21 protein-coding genes are annotated in these 26,309 nt (G+C 39.7%); 14 read left to right on the forward strand and 7 right to left on the reverse strand.

Features of this window, described 5'->3' with window-relative positions; all coding sequences use genetic code 11:
• The first annotated feature begins 116 nt into the window (after positions 1 to 116).
• Complete coding sequence (locus HMPREF0873_RS05050) at positions 117 to 824, forward strand: GntR family transcriptional regulator (RefSeq protein ID WP_004694848.1); 708 nt, start codon at positions 117 to 119, stop codon at positions 822 to 824.
• 186 nt (positions 825 to 1,010) lie between these two features.
• Here HMPREF0873_RS05050 and HMPREF0873_RS05055 read toward each other — a convergent pair whose 3' ends face one another.
• Positions 1,011 to 1,394, reverse strand: coding sequence for a helix-turn-helix domain-containing protein (locus HMPREF0873_RS05055; protein WP_008714784.1), 384 nt, complete (start codon positions 1,392 to 1,394; stop codon positions 1,011 to 1,013).
• Between the two features lie 189 nt (positions 1,395 to 1,583).
• On the opposite strand from HMPREF0873_RS05055, the gene crcB reads away from it, so the two are divergent.
• From crcB to HMPREF0873_RS05070, 3 genes are all read left to right on the forward strand, one after another.
• Positions 1,584 to 1,964, forward strand: a complete 381-nt coding sequence (gene crcB / locus HMPREF0873_RS05060) for a fluoride efflux transporter CrcB (protein ID WP_008714785.1) — start codon at positions 1,584 to 1,586, stop codon at positions 1,962 to 1,964.
• An 84-nt stretch (positions 1,965 to 2,048) separates the two neighbouring features.
• Positions 2,049 to 3,029 (forward strand): molybdopterin-binding protein, encoded by a 981-nt coding sequence (locus HMPREF0873_RS05065; protein WP_038125668.1) that lies wholly within the window; start codon positions 2,049 to 2,051, stop codon positions 3,027 to 3,029.
• A 420-nt stretch (positions 3,030 to 3,449) separates the two neighbouring features.
• A complete protein-coding gene (locus HMPREF0873_RS05070; protein ID WP_008714787.1) occupies positions 3,450 to 5,948 on the forward strand; it encodes an S-layer homology domain-containing protein in 2,499 nt (832 codons plus the stop codon).
• A 134-nt stretch (positions 5,949 to 6,082) separates the two neighbouring features.
• On the opposite strand, the gene HMPREF0873_RS05075 is transcribed toward HMPREF0873_RS05070, so the two are convergent.
• From HMPREF0873_RS05075 to HMPREF0873_RS05085, 3 genes are all read right to left on the reverse strand, one after another.
• Positions 6,083 to 6,313 (reverse strand): hypothetical protein, encoded by a 231-nt coding sequence (locus HMPREF0873_RS05075; protein ID WP_008714789.1) that lies wholly within the window; start codon positions 6,311 to 6,313, stop codon positions 6,083 to 6,085.
• A 9-nt stretch (positions 6,314 to 6,322) separates the two neighbouring features.
• The gene (locus HMPREF0873_RS05080) at positions 6,323 to 7,168 is read right to left on the reverse strand and encodes a metallophosphoesterase (RefSeq protein WP_038125669.1); all 846 of its coding nucleotides are present in this window, start codon (positions 7,166 to 7,168) and stop codon (positions 6,323 to 6,325) included.
• 76 nt (positions 7,169 to 7,244) lie between these two features.
• Positions 7,245 to 8,018, reverse strand: coding sequence for a DUF4931 domain-containing protein (locus HMPREF0873_RS05085; protein ID WP_008714793.1), 774 nt, complete (start codon positions 8,016 to 8,018; stop codon positions 7,245 to 7,247).
• A 117-nt stretch (positions 8,019 to 8,135) separates the two neighbouring features.
• Here HMPREF0873_RS05085 and HMPREF0873_RS05090 point away from each other — a divergent pair, with 117 nt between their 5' ends.
• The 3 genes from HMPREF0873_RS05090 (at position 8,136) to HMPREF0873_RS05100 (ending at position 11,079) form a co-directional block, all read left to right on the forward strand.
• Positions 8,136 to 8,657 carry an 8-oxo-dGTP diphosphatase gene (locus HMPREF0873_RS05090; protein ID WP_004694863.1) on the forward strand — a complete coding sequence of 174 codons (522 nt, stop codon included), beginning with the start codon at positions 8,136 to 8,138 and terminating at the stop codon, positions 8,655 to 8,657.
• Between the two features lie 126 nt (positions 8,658 to 8,783).
• Positions 8,784 to 9,881, forward strand: a complete 1,098-nt coding sequence (gene mutY / locus HMPREF0873_RS05095; RefSeq protein ID WP_008714795.1) for an A/G-specific adenine glycosylase — start codon at positions 8,784 to 8,786, stop codon at positions 9,879 to 9,881.
• 16 nt (positions 9,882 to 9,897) lie between these two features.
• On the forward strand, positions 9,898 to 11,079 hold the full coding sequence (locus HMPREF0873_RS05100; protein WP_008714797.1) for a metallophosphoesterase: 1,182 nt from the start codon (positions 9,898 to 9,900) through the stop codon (positions 11,077 to 11,079).
• A 99-nt stretch (positions 11,080 to 11,178) separates the two neighbouring features.
• On the opposite strand, the gene HMPREF0873_RS05105 is transcribed toward HMPREF0873_RS05100, so the two are convergent.
• Positions 11,179 to 12,534, reverse strand: a complete 1,356-nt coding sequence (locus HMPREF0873_RS05105; protein WP_021148612.1) for a lyase family protein — start codon at positions 12,532 to 12,534, stop codon at positions 11,179 to 11,181.
• Positions 12,535 to 12,982: 448 nt separating this feature from the next.
• Between HMPREF0873_RS05105 and HMPREF0873_RS05110 the strand changes: the two genes are divergently transcribed.
• Together HMPREF0873_RS05110 and HMPREF0873_RS05115 are read left to right on the forward strand one after the other, a co-directional pair.
• Positions 12,983 to 15,061 (forward strand): OPT family oligopeptide transporter, encoded by a 2,079-nt coding sequence (locus tag HMPREF0873_RS05110; RefSeq protein WP_004698162.1) that lies wholly within the window; start codon positions 12,983 to 12,985, stop codon positions 15,059 to 15,061.
• 11 nt (positions 15,062 to 15,072) lie between these two features.
• Entirely contained in the window at positions 15,073 to 15,918 is an 846-nt protein-coding gene (locus HMPREF0873_RS05115; RefSeq protein WP_004698216.1) for a hypothetical protein, read from the forward strand.
• A gap of 93 nt (positions 15,919 to 16,011) precedes the next feature.
• On the opposite strand, the gene HMPREF0873_RS05120 is transcribed toward HMPREF0873_RS05115, so the two are convergent.
• Both HMPREF0873_RS05120 and HMPREF0873_RS05125 read right to left on the reverse strand, forming a co-directional pair.
• Positions 16,012 to 17,382 (reverse strand): S-layer homology domain-containing protein, encoded by a 1,371-nt coding sequence (locus HMPREF0873_RS05120; RefSeq protein ID WP_008714801.1) that lies wholly within the window; start codon positions 17,380 to 17,382, stop codon positions 16,012 to 16,014.
• Between the two features lie 183 nt (positions 17,383 to 17,565).
• Positions 17,566 to 19,314 carry an S-layer homology domain-containing protein gene (locus HMPREF0873_RS05125; protein WP_008714802.1) on the reverse strand — a complete coding sequence of 583 codons (1,749 nt, stop codon included), beginning with the start codon at positions 19,312 to 19,314 and terminating at the stop codon, positions 17,566 to 17,568.
• 523 nt (positions 19,315 to 19,837) lie between these two features.
• Here HMPREF0873_RS05125 and HMPREF0873_RS05130 point away from each other — a divergent pair.
• The 5 genes from HMPREF0873_RS05130 (at position 19,838) to HMPREF0873_RS05150 (ending at position 26,133) form a co-directional block, all read left to right on the forward strand.
• On the forward strand, positions 19,838 to 20,575 hold the full coding sequence (locus HMPREF0873_RS05130) for a (Fe-S)-binding protein (RefSeq protein WP_004694880.1): 738 nt from the start codon (positions 19,838 to 19,840) through the stop codon (positions 20,573 to 20,575).
• Between the two features lie 12 nt (positions 20,576 to 20,587).
• Positions 20,588 to 22,033 (forward strand): LutB/LldF family L-lactate oxidation iron-sulfur protein, encoded by a 1,446-nt coding sequence (locus tag HMPREF0873_RS05135; protein ID WP_004694882.1) that lies wholly within the window; start codon positions 20,588 to 20,590, stop codon positions 22,031 to 22,033.
• A complete protein-coding gene (locus tag HMPREF0873_RS05140) occupies positions 22,033 to 22,761 on the forward strand; it encodes a lactate utilization protein C (protein ID WP_004698205.1) in 729 nt (242 codons plus the stop codon). Before HMPREF0873_RS05135 ends, HMPREF0873_RS05140 begins: the two co-directional genes overlap by 1 nt.
• 176 nt (positions 22,762 to 22,937) lie before the next feature.
• Positions 22,938 to 24,329, forward strand: a complete 1,392-nt coding sequence (locus HMPREF0873_RS05145; protein WP_008602231.1) for a cation:dicarboxylate symporter family transporter — start codon at positions 22,938 to 22,940, stop codon at positions 24,327 to 24,329.
• A gap of 250 nt (positions 24,330 to 24,579) precedes the next feature.
• Positions 24,580 to 26,133, forward strand: a complete 1,554-nt coding sequence (locus HMPREF0873_RS05150; RefSeq protein ID WP_008714805.1) for a nitrite/sulfite reductase — start codon at positions 24,580 to 24,582, stop codon at positions 26,131 to 26,133.
• Positions 26,134 to 26,309: the final 176 nt, after the last annotated feature.

Raw genomic sequence — 26,309 nt, forward strand, 5'->3', positions numbered from 1 at the left:
TACTTAATTTCGCACAACATACTGTCTAAGATATGTTGTATACTATATTATACTCATTTTAACCGTTCTTTGAAAGTCTGAAAGCACGAATGGTTAGCAAGGTTTAGGGGCTAGTAATGGGAAGACAAAGTTCAAAAGATAAATACAAATTGTCCGCAGTGGATTCTATCGAAAGATTACCTCTCAGTGAACAAGTATATTTAACATTAAAAACAGCTATCTTAACAGGCGAATTGATGCCTCAAGAGAAGCTTAACGAAGTAAAGATTGCAGAACAATTACAAGTGAGTGCTACACCTGTGCGTGAGGCATTCCGCAAATTGGCTAAAGATAATCTCGTAGTTATCGTTCCTTGGAAAGGCGTCACTGTAAAAGCTGACACGCCAGAAGAAATCGTAGCGCTTTACCAAGTTCGTGAAGTAATGGAAGGACTTGGTGCTAGATTATGTGCTCGTCATGCTACACCTGAGCAAGTACAAGAGCTAAGAACTCTTTGTAAAGAAATGCATGAAATTGAAGATGCCACAGAACGTGTTGATGTGAATAGCCGATTCCATACAATGATTGCTCATTACTCTGGCAATGAACGCATTGTAGATTATCTAGCAGGTTTCCGTGAACGGGTTAATCGCGACATGTACATCAGTTCTTTCAATGCTGTACGTACACATGATTGTGATGACGAACATGATCAAATCGTAGACGCTATTGAACGTCACGACGAAGTTGCTGCAGAAACAGCTATGCGTCAGCATATTAACAATGCATTTATCTTTAAAAAAGCAAATGCAGAAGTACAACATAAAAAACTTAATGAAGTGTAATGCCTGCTGATGCTGATGATGATGTAATAGGCATAATGACATATGAAAAGCTCCGCCATTGACGGAGCTTTTTTGATTGTTATTTTGAATAGTTAATTCAATTTTCATTTAGAGTATTTCGAGCATCTTGATATAAATTAGTTATCATTTGTTGTATTTAATTAACTGTTCTTTTAGTCTATCAGATTAGTTTGTTCTTGTTTTGTTTCGAGACGTTCTTTTGGTGTGGTTCAGAAGCTCTAGTCGTTTATAGTGTGATGTTAGGTGCGCATTACAGTTTTTATAATCTACAACACGCAGTCTTACGAGTTGACCTACGTTGATTTGAAAGGCTTGGGCGATTTTAAAAAGAATTTCCAAAGACATGCCGGAGATGCCTGTACCACATTCTAATTTACTTAAATAACTACGACTGATACCAATGTGACGAGCTAACTCTTGTTGAGACATATTTAGGGATACGCGAATAATGGCAATTTTATGACCTAAACAAACATATTGATGTTGTAAAAACGGGTCTTCGTATGTGTTGATCCGCAGTTCGGTGAGCGGTGTAGACGAGGGGTGCATAGGGACTCCTTTCTTTTCCCTACTCTCTAAATATAGTATACTGAGATTATTAGCATCTGACTAATATAGAAAAGTAGATAATTATCGGCTATTACAGATAATTACACGAATTGTGAAAGTAGTATTACATGTATGCTATAGTAATGTGATCATACCATCTAGTATGTTATTTTGAGTAGAGGAGGCAATATGGAAAAATACATAGCCGTTGCCCTCGGTGGCGCCACTGGGGCCTTATGCCGTATGGCTCTTGGTGAATGGGTGATGACAAAGGTCAGCTCGTTTCCGTATGGTACGGTAGTAGTAAACCTCGTTGGTTGCCTCATTATCGGTCTAGTCTTAGGCCTTTATATGCAAAAGCCAGATCTACATCAATGGGCGAGATTCTTCCTCGTTGTAGGTGGGCTAGGTGCATTTACCACCTTCTCAACCTTTGCCTTTGAAATGCTACAGCTTATGATGGCTGAATCCTATGTACAAGCGTTATGGTACGGTGCAGTACAAGTCGTAGGGGGCTTAATCCTCTGTTGGGTTGGTATGCTAATAGTGCGTCTACTCTGTACTATGTAAACATATTAATATTGAATAATAGTATTAAATACATTTTGATGTTATACAGTAACGTATTTTGTTATTAATGACTTGGGAGATATTATGAAATCTATTAGAACACAAGATGCCGTAGGGCAAATATTATTACACGATCTCGTAAGAATCGTCATCGGTGAGGTGAAAGACACGCCCTTCCGCCGTGGACATGTAATTACAGAAGAGGACATTCCTAAACTCTTGTATCTTGGCAAGGAACATGTATTTGTAATGGAGCCGGAAGATGAGGGGTTCTTGCATGAAGAGGATGTAGCTCGTGCTTTATACCATATGGCAGGCGGTGAAAACATGCACGATGGCCCTATGGCACAAGGTAAAATTGAAGCCATTGCGGATGTAGATGGCCTTTTCAAGGTCGATGTAGACCGATTATATGCTATCAATAGCATTGGTGAGTTGACTATTGTAACGAGATTTAATAATACACCTGTGAAAGCTGGTGATAAACTAGCAGGCATGCGCTGTATTCCATTGTTGTTAGAAGAACAACAAGTAGAAGATGCAAAGAAAATTGCTGATGGTAAGCCTTTGTTACATGTAAAGCCGTTCGTGCGCAAAACAATGGGTATCGTTACGACTGGTTCTGAAGTATTTGAAGGTCGTATTAAAGATGCTTTCACACCAATCATTGAAGAACGTTGTGCTGAATTTGGTGTTACAAAGGTAGCTCACGAAATTGTAACGGATAATACAGACGATATCGTGGCGGCTATCGACAAGGTGAAAGCAGCAGGCGCAGATATCATTTTCTGCACTGGCGGTATGAGCGTTGACCCAGATGATCTCACTCCAGGAGCGATTAAACGCTATGCAGATCGAGTAGTTACCTATGGATTACCTGTGTTACCAGGGTCCATGGTTTGCATTGCTTACTGTGCAGATGGCACACCAATTCTTGGTGTACCAGGTGGTGTATTGTTCAGCAAACCGACTGCTTTTGATGAAATTGTGCCACGCCTCATCGCAGATGATGAAATCACCAAAGAAGATTGTATAGCTATGGGCCATGGAGGATTCTTGGGCTAATAGGCTAGTATAACAAGATTAGCTAGAATAACCAATATAGCTATTCTAAGTAATATAGCTAAAGCAAATAATATAACTAGAATAATTAGTATAGCTAATATAATGAATATAGTTAATATAGCCAATATAAGGAGATAAGATAAATCTTATCTCCTTATATTGTTATTATGCTATTAATTTATAGTATGATGAATTTGATAGAATTTTTATTTATAGATAAAATTGATAATTTTATCTATTTTGTTAAAAAATTCGTTTACTTCATTTAATATTTAAAGTACAATAATAGTTAAGGATAATGATAATACATTAGTTAATAATGGACATATTTTATGCTGAGTTTTGTTGAATATATATTATAAATGATAATATATTATCCGTTGTATTTATAATTTTAGATGTAGGGAGGAATAGTAAACGATGAAAAGCAAACAAGTTGCATTATCATTGGCAATACTACTTGCGTTAGGCACGGGAACTGTATTACATGTAGAAGCACAAGGAAATCCGACAGAGTATTCACGTCACTTTGGTGATGAAAACACGGTTACCAGTGACCATAGTTTAGCAGTAGGTTTCAGAAATACGGTATCCGGTTCATATTCAACTGCTGTAGGACAGTCTTCTACCGCATCTGGTGAGACTTCACTAGCTATCGGACGAAGTGCACAGGCAACTGCTAATAATACCAATGCTATTGGTCGGAGTGCACGAGCAGAAGGTGAAAATGCTACTGCAATAGGCCATGGATCAGTTTCTTCAGGGCGTAATTCAAATGCCTTTGGCTCATCCGCTAAAGCATCTGCTGAAGCTTCTACAGCGGTTGGCAATAGTACAAAGGCTAGTGGTATTTCAAGTACCGCTACTGGCTTTAATGCTGAGGCATCTGGTAATTTCTCTTCAGCATATGGTAATGATGCTAGAGCAAAGGGAAATCGTTCAGTAGCCGTTGGATATAATGCAAAAGCTGAAGAGAGTGCAACTGCTGTAGGTAATAATGCTAATGCTGGTGCTGCAAATGCTGTTGCAGTAGGTTCAGGTAATACGATTACTGCACGTAGTGGAGTTGGAATTGGTAGCAGTAATTCTGTTTCTGGCATTGATTCTGGCGCTTTTGGGGCTAGAAATAACGTAGCGCAAGCAAATACATATGTACTGGGCAGTAATGTGACGTCAACACAAGGAAATAGTGTTCTCTTAGGCAATGCATCTACCGATAGAGCTGCCACAACAGAAACACAAGCTAATATAAATGGTATCAACTATTCCGGCTTTGCTGGGGTAGGGTCAGCTCGTAACGGCGTTACGAGTGTTGGTGCATCTGGTAAAGAACGTCAGGTGATTAATGTAGCATCTGGGAAAGTATCTTCTGATAGCACGGATGCTATAAATGGTAGTCAATTATATGCAGTAGCAAATACAGTGGGCGGAATTCTTAATAATCACAATACATTAATTCAAAATAATATTAATGAAATCGATAAAAATAAAGAAAAAATTGCCGACAATGAACGAAAATTAAAAGATCATACAGATGTCTTACAAAAACATGAAGATATTTTAAATGGACATAGTCAAGAATTAGAAAAACATAATAAATTAATTGTAAATCATGATAATCAAATTACTCGTTTAACTAAAGAAAATCTTCGTCAAGATGCTGATTTACTTCGTCATGAAGATCAAATTCAAAATCATGACATTCAATTAAAAAATCAAACTGAACGTATGAATAATCAAGAAAAACGTATTGACAATCAAGATAAGCGTTTAGATTATTTAGATAATCGTGTTGATAATCATGATGCTCGAATTGAAAATCATAGTGAGCGTATCGAAAGTCATGAACGTCGTATTGAATATAATAAGACTTTAGCCACAGAAGCATTAAAAGAAGCTAAAAAACATACTAGCATTTCTGCAGGTAATAATGTAACTGTAACTACAAGCACAAATGCTGCTGGTGGTACTGATTACAAAGTATCTGTAGATAAAGTTAAATTTGGTAATGTTTCTTTGGACAATAAAGGTCTAAATAATGGTGGCAATAAAATCACTAATGTAGCCGATGGTGAAGTATCCGCTACATCTAAAGATGCCGTTAACGGTAGCCAATTGTATCAAGCTACTAGCGGTATTAGTAATGGTGTGAACCTATTAAATAGCAAAATAGGAAAAGTTGGTGCTGGTGCGGCTGCATTAGCGGCTATTCATCCATTGGATTTTGATCCTGATGATAAATGGAATTTTGCGGCTGGTTACGGTAACTATGCCGGTGAAAATGCGATGGCATTAGGTGCTTTCTACAGACCAAATGAAGACACTATGTTCAGCGTAGCTGGATCCATGGGTAACGGTGAAAACATGGTCAATGCCGGCGTTTCATTGAAATTAGGTCAAAAAAATGGTGTATCTACTTCTAGAGTAGCTTTGGCTAAAGAGGTTCAAGACTTAAAGGCCATTGTAAAAGCCCAAAATGTAGAGATTCAACAAATGAAGGTATCCATGGGAATGGCACCTCAGTATGACAAGAAAGATGTGAACTTCCCTGATGTACCGGCTAATCATTGGGCTTATGAATATGTAAAAGACTTGGCTGATAAAGGTCTTGTTGAAGGCTATCCTGATGGCGAATTTAAAGGCAATCGTGCGATGACTCGTTATGAGTATGCTGCGATCATTTACCGTGCTTTACAATTGGGTGCCCCAATTGATGGCAAAATGGGGCGTGCGATTAACGAATTTAATCCTGAATTGGCTCGTCTTCGTGACTTGGATCGTACTCGTGTGGATCGAATCTCTGGTAAAGACAATGATCGTCATAAGGTAGAACGACTTCGTGTTAACAATAAAGACAATAAGCAAACTAATGATTACAGAGATGTTTATGGTAGTCATATCGAGCGTAATGCAAAGTAATTACTTGTTATGAATTAACCTTTTAAACTAAAAGGAAGACAACAAAATAGTTCTTGTATAAACTAAAGAAAAAACAAAGGAGGCTGTGATAAACAGCCTCCTTTGTTCAATTAATTGCATTATTGATTGCGTTATTAAAATGATTTTTTACCTAGTGTAGGGTGGCTACAACGTTTTAGTGTTAGGGTATCAATCATATGGACGGCTTCGTCTAATGTAATATCTTCGCGCTTCGTTGGTGTTTCTAGGACTGCTAACGGATGATCCGTGCCCACCTCACCAGAAGGCAAGTAAATATATTCTTGGTTAGCGGTGTCACCAAAGATATAGCCGGCTTGTAAATGTTCTTTGTGAATGCGACTCATGGTCTCTCCTTAAATAATTTGCTTTAGCTTGAAGTCTAGATAGTCTGCAGATACCAATTCTAGTTTTGTCGTACCAAATTCCTTTGGAATCCGGTTAAAGGAAATTTGATCGTGTAAGTGACCAAAGATGCAGATATCTACCTTATATTGCTCCATGAGGTCCGTAAATCCCGAAGGGGCGTTGGACTCGTTGAATGGAGGGTAGTGTAGCAACAATAATTTGGTTACTGGAATATTCTCTATATCTATAATTAAACTAGATGTTGTAATTGAATCAGATGTTGATGAATAGGCCTTTTTAGAACAGGTCACATCTGTGACCTTTGTTTCCTCCTTGAGTTCTTCAAGCATATTATGTATAGCCTTATCCATTTCTTGAAGTGCCGCTTCGGTACGCATCAATTCTCTATCGTAAATGGATTGGTCCGTTTCTGGAGAGAAGTGGGAGTCTCCAGGACAGAGGTAGGCACGCGTTCCTCCGAATGCAATAAGGCGCGGACCTTCTTCGGTTTGGATGAGTTCTGCGGTGCCGTGACCTTGTATAAAGGTAATAGCGTCGCCCATGAGATTATGCATCTTGTTCGCCGATGCCCACCAATAATCATGGTTGCCGCGAATCATATATTTTTTACCAGGTAGAGATGCAATTTCTTGTAAATCGCAGGCCGCTTCTTCAAGGCGGAGAGCCCAGCTCATGTCACCTACGAGAAAGACGATATCTTCATCGCTTACATTGGCATTCCAATGCTCTTTGATGCGGGCCCAGTGATCATTCCAGTGAGGACCAAAAATATCCATCGGCTTTGTGGGAGGATTGCCAGATAGATGGAGGTCGCCGATGGCAAATACTTTCATAAAAATCCTTTCAAATATGTATGGTTAAACCATATATAAAATTATATATCAAATTATGTACGGTATATGGTTAGAGCTATTTAGTAGCTTGAAAATAAGGCGTAATATCGTGCTTGATTTTAGCAGCTCGTCCCTCATCGCAAGTTTGTGGTATTTTGTATCCTACATAGAGGGGTGTCGTTACATAGCGCGCCACTACCTTGATGTAATCATAGCCGTCCTCAAGATTATATACAAAGTAATTATAGGACTGGCTAAAGTTTACTACACTATGCAATACATAGCGCAGAATTTGTTGTAGTCGAAGGGCTACAGCACGAACCGGCGCATCTGGTTTGAAGCGAATATTGTACTCAAAGAACCCAATAATCGGATGGGTAGACAAGGTGATGCGTACATCTTGATCCTCGTGCAAGAGCCAACCCTCCATATTTTGGGCCGTAATATCTTTGTGATAATCGTAATTCTCAAGGCCTATAATCTGGCTGTGTGGATGGCGAATAGAACCGCCGGACATATAGCCGTAATTCTTGAAGAACAGTACGGATTTAAACTCTTTACGCTGACGAGTTTCGCGCCACTTATCGAGGCCAAACTGGAGAATGTGGGCTGCTTCGTCTGTAGGTAAGGTAGAAAACTCGCCTTCGTCAGTTTCCGTTTCAATAATAACGGTAGGCCAAGTTTTTTCTAAGACTGGATATTTGTTCATGAGCCATATAATATGACCTGATGTATCTAGGATATCCGTTAATTTGGAACGATCGCAGAAGGGACAACGCACTTGTTCATTGCGAATATTGACGGGCTTTGTGCGCCCTAATTCGATATTAAATCTAAGTGGTTTGTTCATCTAGTGCCTCCTTCCTTGCAAGAAAATCTATATTCTTAATCATACCACAACTAAGGCATTCGTACATAAAATAATGGTATAATAATAGAGTGTTATTTTTATGATTAAGGAGGTCCCATGAAACCGACGACGCTAGTATTTCCCATTGATGAACAAAATCGTATACTGCTAGGTCGTAAAAAACGTGGTTTTGGGGCCGATAAATATAATGGTTTCGGCGGTAAACTGGATGATGGTGAAAGTTTCAGAGAGTGTGCCATTCGCGAACTATTTGAGGAATCTGGCCTTCAAGGACGTGTCGAAGACTTAGAATGTGTAGCGGCTTTTGATTTTCAATTTCCTTTTGATGAAAGCTTAACGCACGTGAGTTATGTGTATTTCTTGCGTGCTTTCACAGGCGATGTAGAGGAAACAGACGAAATGGAGCCTCATTGGCTAGAACCAAATCAAATTCCTTATGAACATATGTGGGATGGTGACCGCAGATGGTTGCCGATGTTGTTAGAAGGTAAGAAATTAAAAGGACCTATCGTGTTTGGACGAGATAATAATATGGTGGATAAGATGGATTTGACCACTGTTGATACTGTTCTTGAAAGCGAACACTTGGCGCGCATCGATCTGTATATTAATGGATAATGAATGTACGATTTGTTACAATTTAACGTTAAAATCGTTATCTGGTGGGTATTGGAGTATAAAATAGGGAGTATGTAGCCGTGAAAGTGGTACTAGACTCCTAAATTTATAATATATTGAGGTAATATGACTGATAAAAAGAACCCAAAGTGGGTGCCACAGCTATTGGCGTGGTATGATGTACATAAACGGGAGTTGCCGTGGCGCGGTTGTGGGGACCCTTATAAGATTTGGGTTTCCGAGGTGATGAGTCAGCAGACCCGCATTGAGGCAATGAAACCCTATTATGATAACTGGATGCGTCTATTTCCAACCTTGGAGGATTTGGCAAAGGCCTCCGAAGATGAGGTAGTTCACGCATGGCAAGGGCTTGGCTATTATAGTCGTGCTCGTAACTTGCGTCTTGGCGTAAAGGACGTCGTTGAAAATTACGGCGGTATCGTGCCTCATGACCGTAAGACCATGGAGTCCTTGAAGGGCGTAGGTTCTTATACGGCAGGGGCTGTGCTATCCATGGCGTACAATGAACCAGAGGTGGCTGTAGATGGCAATGTACTGCGCATCTATGCTCGGTTATATCGCATCTTTGATGATATTTTGAGTACTAAAGGTAAAAAGGCTATTACGGCTATCGTAGAGGAGACTTTGCCTCATGATCGACCTGGCGACTTTAACCAAGCCTTGATGGACTTTGGGTCTGCCGTATGTATTCCAAAGACACCCCGCTGTGGCGAATGTCCTATTGTAAATATGTGCGAAGCATACCAACATAAGGATACAGATAAACTACCTGTGCGTATCAAGAAAACAAAGGTAGTAGAGGTGCCTTTATTCGTGGGGATCTTACAGTATAAAGGCTATTATTTATTGCATAAACGGCCGAACCGTGGACTCTTACGATCCATGTGGGAATTCCCATCTGTGGAAATGGTATCTGCCTTTGAGGACGGAGAACGAGGCCTTGAAGAATTAGTTCAGGCCCTTGGATTTGATCTATTTTTGCAACCAGTACTTGTGAAAGAAATAACACATGTTTTCTCTCACCGAAAATGGTTTATGAAAGCATTCCGCGGTGATTTAACGTACACAGGGGACACTAATAATATATCGATTGCAGATATCCAACAGCAATTACCAAAGGACTGGATGCTCATCAAGCGTGATGAGTTCTCCGACTATGCTTGGGCGGGACCTCATGGTAAACTGACGGAAATCGCAAAGTAATTTGTAGGAGCAATGAATGAGAATTCTATTTAATATCATTTTTTCTGCCATCCTCGCAATAGGTCTGGTAGGATTTTGGGCTCTATTCCTCAACTTGTGGAAGCCTAAAAAGAAATGGCCTGCCTGGGTGGGCTATATAATCATTATCGGTGCGTGGTTCGCGGCTATCCGATACTATATACTCAATCAAGTGGATTTATATGGTACGATGTACTATCCTTTGATGAATATGTTCCGTACTGAAAGCTACGGATTACTCTTTGGCGTATTCCTAGCGATTCCTGTATTTATCATACTTAGTCTATTATATTGGACAATCAATAAAATTTGGAGCAAAACACCAGAGGAAAATAGAACAGGCCGTCGTGCTTTTTTTAGAACTGCTGCAACTATAGTTCCGTTGGCTACTATCGGTGGTTCTAGCTATGCTGCCTTTGCAGGTCAACAAGAGGTAGTAGTAACTCATGAAAGTTTTGGCTACACGAACCTACCACCTGGTTTGAAAAACTATAAAATTGTTCAACTTAGTGATATTCATATAGGACCGAGTATCGATTTAGATGACTTTGATGAAATCCTAAAACTAGCGCTTTTACAAAAACCTAATCGCGTTGTTATCACTGGCGACCTTATTGATAAGCTTGCATGGTTGCCGCAAGTCTGTGAAAGACTGACAACCTTTGCAAAACAAATCCCAGATGGAGTTGACTTTATCTTGGGAAATCACGAGTATCATCACGATGTAAATAAGGTACTTGACGCACTTAAACGAAATACACCTATGAATATTCTCGTGAATAGTAATATTCAAATCATGGGCGGCAAACAACCTGTATATATTGCGGGCGTTGCGTACGATAACGATCGTAAAAAGGACAACCGGGAAGCCATGATTAACAAAGCTTTATCTGGAATTCCAGACTATGCCTTTGTTATTCTATTGGCTCATCACCCTGAATTCTTCGAAGAATCTATTGAACGAAAGATTCCGTTGACTCTATCTGGACATACCCACGGAGGTCAAATCGTATTCATGGGTATGCCGTTAGTACCAACAGGCACACCATATACAAAAGGTCGCTATGTAGAAGAACAAAGCGTATGCTACGTTAATAATGGTACAGGACACTGGTTCCCAATCCGTATCAACTGTCCACGAGAAATTACGGTTATTACATTCTTTGATGGAGTAGCGTAATAAATAGAAAGCCCCGATACGAAAACGTATCGGGGCTTTTTTCCGTTCATTTGAGGTATGAGAGGATGTTACAGATATGTCATAGAGGTGAGAGAGATTTTATTTCATGCGAACTGCTTCAGCAAATTCGTCTTCGGTCATGAGTTTTTCTTCCAAGATGATTTCTTTAATAGAGCAACCGCGTTTGTACGCTTCTTTTACCACCTTAGCGCTCTTATCGTAGCCGATGTATGGTGTTAAGGATGTAGCGATCATGAGGGATTGTTCTACGAAGAAGTTGAGTTTTTCAGGTACAAATTCTACGCCGTCGATACAGTGTGTTGTGAAGGAATTCATCGCATCTGCGAGGAGGCGACAGCTTTCAACAAAGTCATAGATCATGATAGGCATGTATACGTTCAATTGGAACGCACCGCTACCTGCACAGAGTGTCATAGTCGTATTATGGCCGAATACTTGGGCGCATACCATAGTCAAAGCTTCACATTGAGTAGGATTTACCTTGCCTGGCATGATGGAGGAGCCCGGTTCGTTTTCAGGAAGATGCCATTCGCCGTAGCCACAGCGAGGGCCAGAGCCTAAGAAGCGCACATCGTTAGCGATTTTGAATAGGGTAGTCGCTAATGTGTTAAGTGCACCGTGAGCCATCATAAATGCATCTTTGAGAGCAAGTCCTTGGAATTTGTTATTCTTAACACGGAATGGAGCGCCTGTTACCTCTGGCAATACAGTTTCCATAACGTCTAGATAGCCTTTAGGCGTGTTCACACCTGTACCAACCGCAGTACCACCGAGTGCTACGTCGAGGAGGTGGTCAGCATTTTGAAGGAGCATAGTTTTGGCAGTTTTTAGGCCGTCCACAAAGGCGCTAATTTCTTGGTCTACCATGATGAAAGTAGCATCTTGTAGATGGGTACGACCAACTTTTTGCAAGCCTTTCCCTTTTTCTTGCAATTTTTCAAAAGATCCGATAAGGCCGTCCAATGCAGGAATTACGCGTTTTGTAATTTCAAAGTACGCACAAATATGCATTGCCGTAGGGAATGTATCGTTTGTACTTTGGCCGCGGTTTACATCGTCGTTAGGATGAAGCGGATTGGATTCATCTAACTGTTTAGCTCGGTGAGCGATTACCTCGTTCACATTCATGTTAGTTTGTGTGCCGGAACCTGTTTGGAATACGGTTAACGGAAATTCATCATCCCATTTTCCGTCCACGATCTCATCTACTACTTGAGCGATGAGTTTCGCTTTTTCCTCAGTTACTGCGCCACACTTTGCATTGGTTAAAGCACATGCTTTTTTTACAAGCGCAAGCGCCTTGATTTGTTCAATAGGGATGCGGTGGTCACCGATCTTAAAATTATTGAACGAGCGTTGCGTTTGAGGTCCGTAAATTCGTCTAGCGTCGACTTCGACTGGTCCCATTGAATCATATTCAATTCTTGTTTCCATAATGTTTACAACCTCCTTAAAAGACATGCCGACCCTACTGTCGGTACTTTAATTATATAAAATCCTGTATATTTGTACAGAATAAAAGAGAATGATTTCTATTTTCATATAATTGATAGGTGTATATGCATAATGCGCATATACACCTATCTCCTCCCTACAATATATATGTGATGATTTATATTTAATTTGTATATATGTTTTATATAATGCTGATCTGAGAGGGAGAAGGCGATAGCCCAAAAACGACTTAGCGACCCCGCGAAGCGGGGTGGGTGGCTTTGGAGGCTTTTGGGCTATTGCCTTTCCCATAGCTCAAGGGTTGGAGAAAATATGTATACATTATAAATATCGCATATATATTGAAATCATCGCTTTAACACGATAAAATGGAAGTAGCTTAGTATATTGTTTTAAGTTTATGATTTCACAGAGGAGGTAAGTACTTATGAAACATGACTTTACGAGCCATGACCTTCATCTGCCGGAACTGACGTTACGTGGGATGCTACTTGGTGCATTGATTACTGTTATTTTTACAGCATCTAACGTATATCTCGGTTTGAAGGTAGGTTTGACGTTCTCGTCATCCATTCCGGCAGCTATTATTTCAATGGCAATTTTACGGTTCTTCAAGGATTCTAATGTTCTTGAAAATAACATGGTACAAACGCAGGCTTCTGCGGCTGGTACATTGTCCGCCATTATCTTTATTTTGCCAGGTTTACTCATGCTTGGGTATTGGAATGGCTTTCCATTCTGGCAAACATTCTTGCTCTGTGCCTGTGGTGGCTCTCTAGGTGTATTATTCACCATTCCATTGCGTCGTGCCATGGTAGTGAATAGCGATCTACCATATCCTGAAGGCCGTGCAGCAGCAGAAATTTTAAAGGTTGGCTCTCACAATGGTGAACAAGGCCCTCAATCTAGCTCCGGTATGACAGATATTGTGTCCGGTGGCTTTGTAGCTGGTCTTATTAGCCTTTGTGCAAATGGTTTCAAGGTGCTTGGCGATAGCATGAGCTTCTGGATCCCTGTAGGTAGCAAAGGGATTACTCAAATTCCTTTGGGCTTCTCTACAGCGTTGTTAGGTGCTGGTTATCTTATCGGTATCGCCTCTGGTATCGCTATCCTCGTCGGTGTACTCATCGCATGGGCTGGCTTCGTGCCTTACTTCACTAACATGTTTGCTCCAGATGGCGGTGCTACTGCTAAGTTTGCGATGGCTATTTGGAAATCTAAAGTTCGTTTCATCGGTGCTGGTGCTATTGGTATTGCTGCGATTTGGACTTTGATTACCTTAATTAAACCTATCATCGAAGGTATGAAAATTTCTGTTAAATCCATGAATAGCAGCTCCGCAGAACGTGAATTGCATCGTATGGATACAGATATGAGTACAAAATCCGTTTTAGGTGTATTCATACTTATTCTTATTGGCTTAGTATTTACATTCTGGGATTTCGTATCTGTTGTACCTATTAGTGCAGGTTTAATGTGGACACTCGTTGTAGTAGGTATCGTAGTAGCTTTATTGATTGGCTTCTTCGTAGCTGCAGCATGTGGCTATATGGCAGGCCTTATCGGTACATCTGCTTCTCCAATTTCTGGTATCGGTATTTTAGCGACTATTATTTCTTCCTTAGTTGTATACTTTATCGCAGCGGAAAATAATTTATTTGCTACACAAGAAGGTGTTCAGTTCGCTACCGCTATGGCTATCTTTATGACATCCGTAGTTATTGCGATTGCATCTATTTCTAATGATAATTTACAAGATTTGAAAACTGGCCAACTCGTTGGTGCTACACCTTGGCGTCAACAAATTGCCTTGTTACTTGGTTCTGTAGCCGGTGCCATTGCAATTGCTCCAGTTCTTAACTTGCTTTATCAAGCATACGGTTTCACAGGTGCGTTACCACGTGCTGAAATGGATCCAAACGCTGCATTATCTGCTCCTCAAGCGACTTTGATGACTACCATTGCGCAAGGTATCTTCAACTCTAGCATGGATTGGGATTATATCTTAATCGGCGTTGGCGTTGGTGTTGTGGCGATTATCGTCAACTTGATTCTCAAGAGCACAACTGCTACCTTAACATTGCCTCCATTGGCTGTTGGTATGGGTATTTATTTACCACCTACTTTAGAAGTACCGCTTATTATTGGTTCTTTCATCAGCTACTTCGTAGGTCGTTATCTTGTAGCTCGTGCTAAAATGCGTGCCGGTGAGCTTGCTGACTACGATGTAGAGCAATCCAACCGCCGTGGTGTTCTCTTTGCTTCTGGTCTGATCGTTGGTGAAAGCTTGATTGGTGTAATCATAGCTGTTATTATTGTATTGTCTGTTACAACTGGTGGTGGGGAAGCTCCGCTTGAATTAGTAGGGCCTGAATTTGAAAGCACAGCACAATGGTTAGGATTGCTTGCATTCATATTCGCTGGTCTCTATCTTGTTCGCCGTGTTGTTACACACAAGTTCAATAAAGAAGAAGCTCTTGCTATGAAAGCTGAGCAAGAACAATAAGAGGTTAAACAATGAAATTAAAACAGTCTGTACTCATCATTATGGCTGCTGCATTGCCAGTAGTCTCCTTCGCAGCAAGCGAAGTAATACCTGTAACGCAAGATACTGTAAATGTACAAGCAAATCAAACAAATGCGAAACGTGTAAATCGTAATGATTTAACATATCGTATTTCTAGTACTGCTACACCTGAACAGAATCGTGCGTTGCGCTCTAAAGCGTCTAAAGTAGATCGTAATGCAGTTGAAGTGGTAGCCCCAAATGCGGACCGTTATATGGATCGTAAAGAGGTTGCTGTATCACCTGTGGAATCTACTACAGATCATTTGGATTTAGTATTCCCAGAGGTTAAATCTGTTAGCCCTGCGGTAGAAAAAGCAATCAATACGACCATCAAAAAGTATGTTTCTAAAATACAAAATGATGTAGAAAAGTTAAATGCTAAAGAATCTGATAAAACAAATGTAGTTATGTACTATGACGTTAAAACAGATAAAAACGGTATTTTCAGTGTATTGATTCACACATATACAATGCGTGATCATGATGCCAATGGTGTAAACTATGTAAAAGGCTTCACATTTAATACTACAACAGGTCGACAATTGTCCTTGTACGATCTTGGTGGCCTTAATAAAAAAGAGTTGGTAAATGCGATTAATAATAATCAAGATGTGAAAGATAAATTAGGTGGCGATGTAAATATCGATAAAATGCCTACTGAATTCTACACAACAGATGATTATTCCGTTGTAATGATCTTGCAACAAGATGTGGATTCAATCCATAGCGCAGGTACGGTATATGTACCAGTTGGTATCTTGCGTGACCGCGAAAATGATGTAACAAAAAAATAATCGAACTGTGTAAATTCGATTATGTGTGTATAGTAACAGCTGTTTAATTGTGAAAAGAACCGCTCCTAAGGGGGCGGTTCTTTTTTGTCTATGTTATTGTTTGTCGTTATAATAGTTTACGCGCGGTGGTAATGGGAATTGAATGTTTCCGTCTGACTTTGTAAGCGGTTCTGGTGGTAATTGTAAGAATACATTATCATGGAATTTCTTTTTAAATGCTTTCAACGTCGATTTTTGAATAGAATCAACGGTAATGAGAAGGGCACTTGTATCAGTATTTGGGGAGATGGAAAGGATCTTTCCTTGAGGTTCTTTTTGTTGGTAAAGGGCGATGGCATCGGATTGATACTCCTCTAGTTGGGCCTGATTTAATTTACCTTTTGATACGACTACAGTTCTATCTAGCTGTGGATCATGAGCCTCTGTAATCACTTTGGAAACGAGGTCAGTTTTCTTTTGATCTGTTAAGGATGCATGTAATTGGCCTGCCTCCCAGAATAGAGCTCCGTCTTGACGGAATTTGGTGAAATCATTGCCATAGCCTAATGCTTTGTCGATGATATTAGCTGTTTTGTTTTCTACTTGTTGCTTGAACAATGTATTGTGGAAGGCAAGTGCTTGTTCTGTTTGTGTCATGCGGTACGCAATTTCCGCTGCTTCTGCACGAGTTACATATTTTTCAGGGTTAAACAATGTACCTGGAGCGTAGTTTGTGAACCCAAGATAGGCAAGCTCGCGAACGGCATCTTGTGCCCAAGGAGCTACAAATTTTTGGTCTCCATAGGCTATATTATCAAGAACTGTTGGGTCTTCAGTGGTATATCCTAAGTAATGGATATAGTTATCTGCTACTACCGCAAACTCTTGGCGGGACATATATTTCTCAGGTTTATAAGTGTCATCACCATAGCCGCTGATGATATTTTTGCGAGCTACAGATTCAATAGCAAGAGCAGACCAACGGTCAGATGTAATATCTTTAAATTTACTTGATAAGAAGGCGGCTGTACCATCATCTGTAATATTGTTGAAGAGCGCTGCTACTTCTTCACGTGTCATAGGTTGGTTAGGTCGGAATGTACCATCGGAATACCCCTTCATTAGGTTTGCTTTTGTTACAGTGCTAATCGAGTTAGCTGCCCAAAAATCACTAGGCACATCTGTAAAGATGTGGGCGCGGATTTTTTGAATATCTTGAGGCGTACCGATAGAGGTGTTTACAATTGCAGGTGATGCGGTATTAGTAGATTTAACGTTAGCCGCTTCTGTTTTAGTAGTCTCCATCTTCGTAGCATCTGTTTTAGCCATTGGTGCTTTAGTTGTTTCCATTTTAGTGGCTTCAACAGTAGTTGCAGGAGCATGAGTTGTAGTAGTTGTGTTTGCAGAAGCAAAACCAAAGCCTGTTGTAGTTAATAATGTGCCGAGTACGAGGGCACGTAATGCGTGAGGGGTATTCTTGTACATAAAAATCCTTCCTAATCATGGTAAAGGCTAGCGCTTGATAGCCGTAGAATATAAACTTTCACCAGCATAAAAAGCTATATCCGTCGCATCATAGTCAATTAGTTGGCATGCATAGTGATATACAACAAAGCAGCGTAGTACTATCGAGTATACGCTGCCTTGGCTGGTTAAGTGTAACGCCGATTAGCGTTTTACTGTCATTTTTACTTTGGAACCGAATAATTTAGAGATCCCTTGTTGTGTTTCTTTAGATGCTGTAGATACAACTGCGTAAAGTTGGTTATTTTCTACATCAGGGAATGTAGCTAGAATTGTACCTGCTTTTTCATTTTTGTTGTAGTAGTTGCGGAAGTTTGTATCGATTGCATCGTATTCAGCTTGGCTGTATTGGGAGGATTCAACTACAACATAGTTATTTACAGTAGAATCACCACGGTTTGCAAGGTTAGCTTTTACTGTGGAAATATCGCTGTCTGTTTTCAAAGCTACGTGTAATTGATTGTCACGCCAGTACATTACGCCATAATTTTGGAATGCATCTTCTGTTTTATAAGTTTTATTTAATTCAGAAAATACTTTGTCTTCTAATGCAGCTTGTTGTTTTTGATCAAGTGCTTTTAGTGTGCTGCGACGAACAGGGCGAACTGTGTGAGTAGGCTCAGCTTTTTCTGCTACTGCAGCATTTTTGTTGCCCTTTAAGTCTTTGTCAGCTTTTTTTGCCTCAGCTTTGGCTACTTTATCTGCCTTTTCTGCCTCTTTTTTCATGTCTTTATCAGTTTTGGACATATCTTTTTTTGCATCTTTATTTACTTTGGAGGCCTCTTTTTCGATTGCTGTATCAGCTTTCTTTATATCTTCTTTTACAGTTGTTTCAGCTTTAGCTTCAGTTGTACTGTGTTTCGGTGTTGCAAGGCCAGCACCATTAAGCATGCGGTTCAAGATTGTTGCCGCTTGTGCTCTTGTTACAGGTTGTTTAGGGTTAAAGTTTTCTGTTGCCCCAGATGCTACGATGCCACGTTGAGCCATGTATTGGATATCTGCCAAGTAAGCAGAGGAGATGCTAGCTTCGTCTTTAAATGTTACTTTTTCTGCTTTTACAGGTGTAGAAAGATTTAATTTTTTAGCTAGGCTAGCGGCGGATGCAACGAATTGTTCGCGGTCCATAGTTTTGCTAGGTGTGAAAGCTGTTTTAGATGTGCCTTCCATTACGCCTGCAGCACTAACTAATTTGATAGCAGAGCTAGACCAACGATCTGCTTCCACGTCAGAGTAGGAGGTAGAGGATTCTTTTGTTGCAATCTCCGCTAATTCTTGTTCGTTTAAGTTGTGTTGTAGCACTTTGCCATAAATAGCAGCTGCTTGCTCACGAGTAATTTGTGCACTAGGTTTGAATGTATTATCAGCATAACCAGAAAGGTAACCGGCTTGTGTCATTGCTTGGATAGCATCGCGAGCCCAGTTATCTTTTGTGTCGGGGTATATACCAGCAGGTAAGTTTTCTTTAGCTTTTACAGCTTTTTTACCTTCTACCTTTACAGCATCTTCTTTTACATCATTTTTTACAGAAGTATCAATGCGTTTAACGTCATTTTTTACAGAAGTGTTAACGCGTTTAGCATCGTTTTTTACGGATGTATCAGTGCGTTTAGCAGCGTTTTTAGCAGATGCATCAGCATGTTTTGCATCACGTTTTACAACTGTGCTACCATGTTTAGCATCATTTTTTACGGATGTATCAATACGTTTAGTATCGTTTTTAACAGATGTATCAACACGGTGTTCATCCGCTTTAGCAGAAACTTCAGCTCTAGTAGCCACATTAGATACTTCGGATTTTATATGAGTCGCAGTTGTTTCAGCGTGAGCCATGCTGAATGTAGAGCCAAGGGCCAATGTAATTGCTAAAGACAAAGATAATTTATTTAGTTTCATGAAAAGGGCTCCTTTCAAACTATACTTATATAAAATAAATTATAACACTTTTTAAATTTATACACTACTATAAGAAAATGTAATATATAAGGATAAAACTTACATGAATTTGAAAAATTAAGTTTGATTATATAAATATAGAATGAAATATAGATAAAAGTTGATTTTCTAGTAGTTAAAAATGCAAAATGATAAACATTCGCAAAATCTAGATTTCATGGGGCTTTTACAAGAAAAAATGATAAATGAAATAATAGATGTGATAAAATTCAATGTTTACTATTACAAAAAGTCATAACGATATAAGAAATAAAAGGGTACATACGAATATAGCAATTCTTTGGACAATATCTACATGATTAATTTATAATTATAGCGATGAGCTTTTGAATATTTATTTGAAAGCATAAGTAATGTTCAGGGCAGAAATTTAGTCGAAAAATTCACTACTAAAAATTGCCATAACACATACATATCAAAATTTTTTATTAGGTTAAGTACTAGAAAAGACGAGGAAGATAATATGAAAATTCATCTTTTCCAACAGTGTTTGATTGACATGTTCTACCCTCATGTAGGTATGGCTGGTGTAGAAGTACTTGAAAGATTAGGTTGTGAGCTTGTAGTACCTAAGAAACAAGTATGCTGTGGACAAATGTTTACTAACTCCGGTTACAATGACGCAGCTATGGATGCAATTAAGAATACAATCGAATGCTTTGAGAACGCTGAATATGTAGTCAGCATGTCCGGTTCTTGCGCTTTTGCAATCCGCGATGAATATCATCATTTCTTAAAAGATCAACCAGAGTGGTTGGCGCGCGCAGAAAAATTGAGTGGTAAAATTTACGAATTCACTCAATTTATTACTGACGTATTAGGTGTTGAAGATGTAGGGGCTCGTTTCAACGAATCCGTAACATACCATACATCTTGCCACGTAACTCGTTTGATGGGCATTAAAGAGCCTCCTTTCAAACTCCTTAAAAACGTTAAAGATATCAACTTGATTGAATTACCACGTGCAGATCGTTGCTGTGGTTTCGGCGGTACTTTCTCAGTTAAAAACCCTGAAATCAGTGAAGTTATGACACGCGAAAAAGCATTGGAAATTGCTGGCACAGGTGCCAACGTTATCTCCGGTTCTGACCAAGCGTGCTTGATGAACATCGCTGGTATGCTTGATCGTCTTCATAAAGAAGGCGAAATTGATCGCCGTATCAAAGTTATGCATATTGCTGAAATCTTAAACTGCCGTTAAGGAGGAGACGACATGGCACTTATATATGACAATCGCCCCTATAAAACACGTATAAAAGAATGTTTGGCTGACGATTTCAAAGTTGCAGCTATTAAAAAAGCACAAGACGTGTTTTATGATAAACGTAATACAGTAGTTGCGGATGTTCCTGAATGGTTAGATTTCCGCGCTGAAGCGGCTAAAATTCGCGATCACGTACTTAACAACTTGGATTACTATGTAAGTCAATTTGCTGACAACGCTGAAAAAGCTGGTTCTAAAGTTCACTTTGCGTTCGATGACAAAGAAGCAACTCAAATTGCATTAGATATCCTTCGCCAACGCGAAGCAAAAATGATCGTTAAATCCAAAACTATCTTAACTGAAGAAATTGGTTTGAACGAAGTGTTAGAAGAAGCTGGTATTGAAGTTAACGAAACTGACTTGGCTGAATTTATTTTGCAAACTGCAGTAAGTCCTCCATCTCACATCGTAGTACCAGGTCTTCACTTTGAACGTAACAAAATTCGCGAAATTTTCGCTGAAAAATTAGGTTATACAGGAACTGAAAACCCTACGGAAATGACTCACTTTGTACGCGGTTATGTACGTGAGCGCTTCTTAAAAGCTGATGTAGGTGTTAATGGTTGTAACTTTGCAGTTGCTGAATCTGGTACATGTACAATCGTTTCCAACGAAGGTAACGGTCGTATGGCTAGTTCTATTCCTAAGACTCAATTAATTTTCTTAGGTACAGAACGTATTGTTCCTGATTTCAAAGCTCTTGATGTTATGATGGAAATGTTGAACCGTTCTGCAGTAGGTTCTAAGATTTCTAACTACTTCTCCATGATGACTGGTCCTGCGCGTCCTGGTGAAGCTGATGGTCCTGAAGAAACTCATATCATCATTATTGATAACGGTCGTTCTGGCATCTTGGGTGGTACATTCCAAGAAATGCTACGTTGTATCCGTTGTGGTGCATGTATGAATATCTGTCCTGTATACCGTCACGTTTCCGGTCATGGATATGGTTCTGTATATCCAGGTCCAATGGGTGCTGTATTGACTCCATTATTCAAAGGTTACGATGTAGCCGGCGATCTTCCATATGCTTCTACATTATGCGGTGCATGTACAGAAAACTGTCCAGTAGCTATTCCATTGCATGAATTGTTGATGGAGCACCGTCATATCATGGCTGATATTGAAAAGACTCGTCCAAAAGCAGAAGAAGCTATCTTCACAGCAGCTGCTAAGATGTTCGGTAATGCAACATTATTTGATCTTGGCACAAAAGCTGGTGCTATCGGTATGAACTTAATTAGTAATAAAGAAGGTAACATGCCTGAATGGACTCAAGCTATTCCAGTTATGAACGGTTGGACTAAGTCTAAAGAGTTGGGTTCCTTGAAATTCAAGAAATTCCGTGATTTATATGCTGAACATGAAAAGAACAAGAAGAAGGAGAAAAAATAATGGATGTAGCTAAACGTAATCAATTTATTGCACGTTTATCTCGTGCATTAGGCCGTGATCAAGAAATGTGCCCTGCTTTTGTAGAAGGCTTTGATTATAGCCATGGTCCTCAAGAAACTATGTTCCAAGATTTGAGTCGGGATCAAATTTTGACAATGTTTAAGGAACAATGTCAACGTGTTGGTACAAAATTCGTTGAAACTACACCTGATAAACTAGGTGAAACAATTTTTGCAGCTATCGAAGACTGGGGAAACGGTAAAATTGTATTCCCAAGCTCTCCTGAAGTAGAAGAATATAAATTAAAAGAATTGTTCGAACAAGATGCAGCTAATAATGGTGGCACTCGTACATACTTCCAATGGGATCCAGCTAAAGGTCGTGAAGAATGTATTTCTAATACTGCTAATGCTGATATTGGTATTACATTCCCATACTGCGGTATTGCAGAAACTGCTACTGTAGTACAAGCTTCTGGTGAGGACTCTGGCCGTGCGATTAGCTTGTTGCCTACAACACATATTGCTGTGTTGTATACTGATACAATCAACCCTCGCATGACACAAACAATGGAACATTTGGCTGAACGGTATCACAACGATCCAGCTAAGTTCCCTACAAATATCTGCTTGATTTCTGGTCCGTCCCGTACGGCAGATATCGAATTGGTAACTGTAGATGGTGCTCATGGTCCTATCCAAGTAACTTATATCTTAGTTAACAGATAATATAATAGCTAGATTTACTAAAGGCGATTTTCTTCTGGAAAATCGCCTTTTTGGTGTATATATTACAGAATACATTAAATGTTACCAAAAATTAAATATTATACTTGTATTTTTTTCGATATATGCTATACTAAGTTCATAACCTATTGTTGTGATATGAATTAAAGAGGTGTATTATGAATATTCCATTCTTTACAGATTACCTCATGTTAAGCAATCCACTAAGTATTGGTATTATCGCGGTGTTTGTGCTCGTGTTAATTGGTATTTATGTATTGCAACGCAAGGGCACATCCTTCGGTAATCTTGTTATTATTGGTACTATTGCTGGTGCCGTACTTGGTATAGCGGTCCAAATTATTGCAGGCTTCCCTGATGATCCATCCAAAGTGGTTTACATCAAGGAAAGTACAAAGTGGTTCTCTCTCGTAGGGGGCGGTTTCATCGACTTAATCCGCATGCTTGTTATTCCTATCGTTTTTATCTCTATTGTTCACGTTATTTTACACATGGAGGCAGGAGCTAACCTCAAAAAGTTAGTAGTTGCCATGATTTCTACAAATCTCGGCATGGTAGCCGTTGCTGCTATAGTCGGTCTAATTTTGGGGAATGCCTTCGGTTTAGGTCAAGGTTTTGATATTGTTGAATCTGGTAAGAAGATTCGTGAAATCAAACCTATGGTTGATACATTCCGAGCACTAATCCCAAGCAATCCGATTCAAGCGGCTGCTGAAACAAATGTTATCGGCATTGTCGTATTTGCAATTATCTTGGGTAGCGTAGCTCGTCTGTTAAAACAAACAGGGACAAACTCTATGGAGGTGTTCACAAAACTATTTGATGAACTTCACCAATTGATTTCCTGGGTAGCTGATTTCATTATTGGTCTTATGCCATATGGTGTAGTTGCTTTATTAGCATCTACATTGGCAACACGCGGTGTACAAGCTATTCTTGATATGGGCTTGTTCGTAGTATTGCTTTACGTTGGTCTTTTGATTATGTTTGTCGTACAAGCAATCTTGATTACTAGCTTTGGCTACAATCCGATTACATACTTCAAGAAAGCGAAAGCACCACTCTTATTGGCGTTCACTTCTCGTTCTTCGATGGGTGTATTGCCATTAACTGTAGAGACTTTGACAAAACGTCTTGGTGTAAATGCTACAACTGCTAATACAGTAGCTTCCTTCGGTACTACTGCGGGCATGCAAGGTTGTGCGGGCGTGTTCCCAGCACTTGTTGTGGTGTACATCTCTAATGTAGCCAATATTCCATTTGATATGACTATGTATATCATGAGTGTTATCGTTATTGCTATTGGTTCTGTTGGTATCGCAGGCGTGCCAGGTACGGCTACAATGGCGGCATCTGTATCCCTTAGTGGTACAGGCCTTGGAGCATACTTCACCTCCATTAGCCCAATTCTAGCTATCGATCCATTGATTGACATGGGACGTACATGTTTGAACGTATCTGGGTCATTAACAAATGCTTTGGTAGTAGACAAAATTATGGGAACCATCGATAAGGATGCATACAATAATCCTAACGAAGGTCGAGTATAATAACTAGCAATACTTAATCATATAATTATTATAAAAAGGGGCTGTAGCTGAATGTGGTAAAACCACATTTGGTTACAGCCTCTTTTGCCTTTTTTAAAAGTGATAATTATTACAGATTGTAAACTATATTATTAAGAATCGATATTGAAATTGTGAGCTTAGCTACTAACATACTTATGCATATATGGTATACTAAGCGTTATAAAGTTACGAATTATGCTTAATAAATATAAGCCAAGAGGGTAATAGTATGATTACACAAGAATTGAAAGATCGATTAATTGCAGATTATCCAAAGTTTGAGGATATGACACATAAGTTCTATAAGAAAGAACTATCTATTGCAGATTATAAAGGGCAGTCCGGTGCCTATGGTAGTTACGCTGAGCGCGGTGCAAATACTGGTATGAGCCGTTGGCGTTTCAATGGTGGCCGCATGACGCGCGAGCACATGCAGTTTTTAGCGGACTCCATTCGTAAATATAACCTACAACATGTACATTTCACTACCGGCCAATGCTTACAAATGCACGGCCTCGATGGTGATACAATATTAAAGCTCTATAAGGAATGTTATGATCACGGTATTTACAACCGTGGTGCTGGTGGTGATAATCCCAATGTGGTAGCTAGTATTTTACGTGGCATTGATCCTCGTGAAACTCTAGATATTACGCCATATGCAACAGCAATTAGTGAATTTCTTATGGAGCAAATGTTCTATATCAAGATTCCTCGCAAATTTAAAATGGGCATAGATAATGGTTTTGATAGTACCCCACATTCTACGTTCAAGGACCTAGGTTTTAACTTAACAAAACACAATACCTTTGATGTGTATGCTTGTGGCGGTATTGGTCCTAATCCTCGCATTGGTATTCCGGTGGCACATGATGTAGCGCCTGAGGATGTTTTGTACCATGTGAAAGCTATGCTTATGGTCTTTGCTAACCATGGTAACTTCAAAAACCGCGGTAAGGCTCGTACTCGTTACATGCCTGCTGAAATGGGTGGGGCGGAAGCTTTCATCAAAATCTATGAAGAAACCCTAGCTATGGTAAAAGAAGTAGAACACCTAACTATTAATCCGGCTGATTATGCTTATGAAATTACAAAAACTGGTAAGCGTGATGATTCTGTGGAAAACTATCGTATTCACCGTCAAAAACAAGACGGTTTATACTATGTAGAATACCATCCGGCAGGTGGCGATGCGAACGTTGAACACTTGCTGGCGGCCCTTGACTATGCGGTGACACTTGATCAAGTTGAAGCACGTATTGCGCCAGACCAAGCATTATTCTTCATCAATCTCACCGCTGATGAAGCACGCAAAATTGCGGAATTAACTGATGACAGTGCTAAAAATGATTTCCGCCGTTCCGTATCTTGCGTTGGTTCTACTATATGTCAGATTGGAATGCAAGACTCTAACGGTCTTTTGAAAGATATCTTCGCACACCTTGAAGAAAAGGGCGTAGATACAAGAAAACTACCTCGTTTACATATATCTGGTTGCCCACACTCCTGTGGTACACACCAAATCGGCGAAATTGGCTTCCATGGTGCTGTAAAATTAGTAGATAAGAAACCTATGGTAGCATTTATCCTTGTAGACGGTGGCTCAGAACACATGGGCTCTGAAAACTTCGGTAAAATGGCCGGCAATATTGTAGCTACAAAAATTCCAGAATTTTTGGAATCTTTAGCAAATATTCTGAACGAATCCCCAGAACCAGACTTTGGGACCTGGAGACTTACGCATAAAGGGGACTACATGAATCTTATAAAAGCATTTGAGTAAATATGTAAAAGCATTTGCGTAAATATGTTTGGGTTGCTTGTGATGGGGCCCACTTAGATTGCGACAACTTAATAAATAATAAAAAGAGTTCCCTCTTTGCTCCGTTCTTCGCAAAGTCGCTGCATAGGGAACTCTTTTTATTATTTGAGCGTCTGCTATTAACCAGTCCCATCACA

Origin of the sequence: Veillonella sp. 3_1_44 (assembly GCF_000163715.1) — a bacterium.
GTDB classification, from domain to species: Bacteria; Bacillota; Negativicutes; order Veillonellales; family Veillonellaceae; genus Veillonella; species Veillonella parvula_A.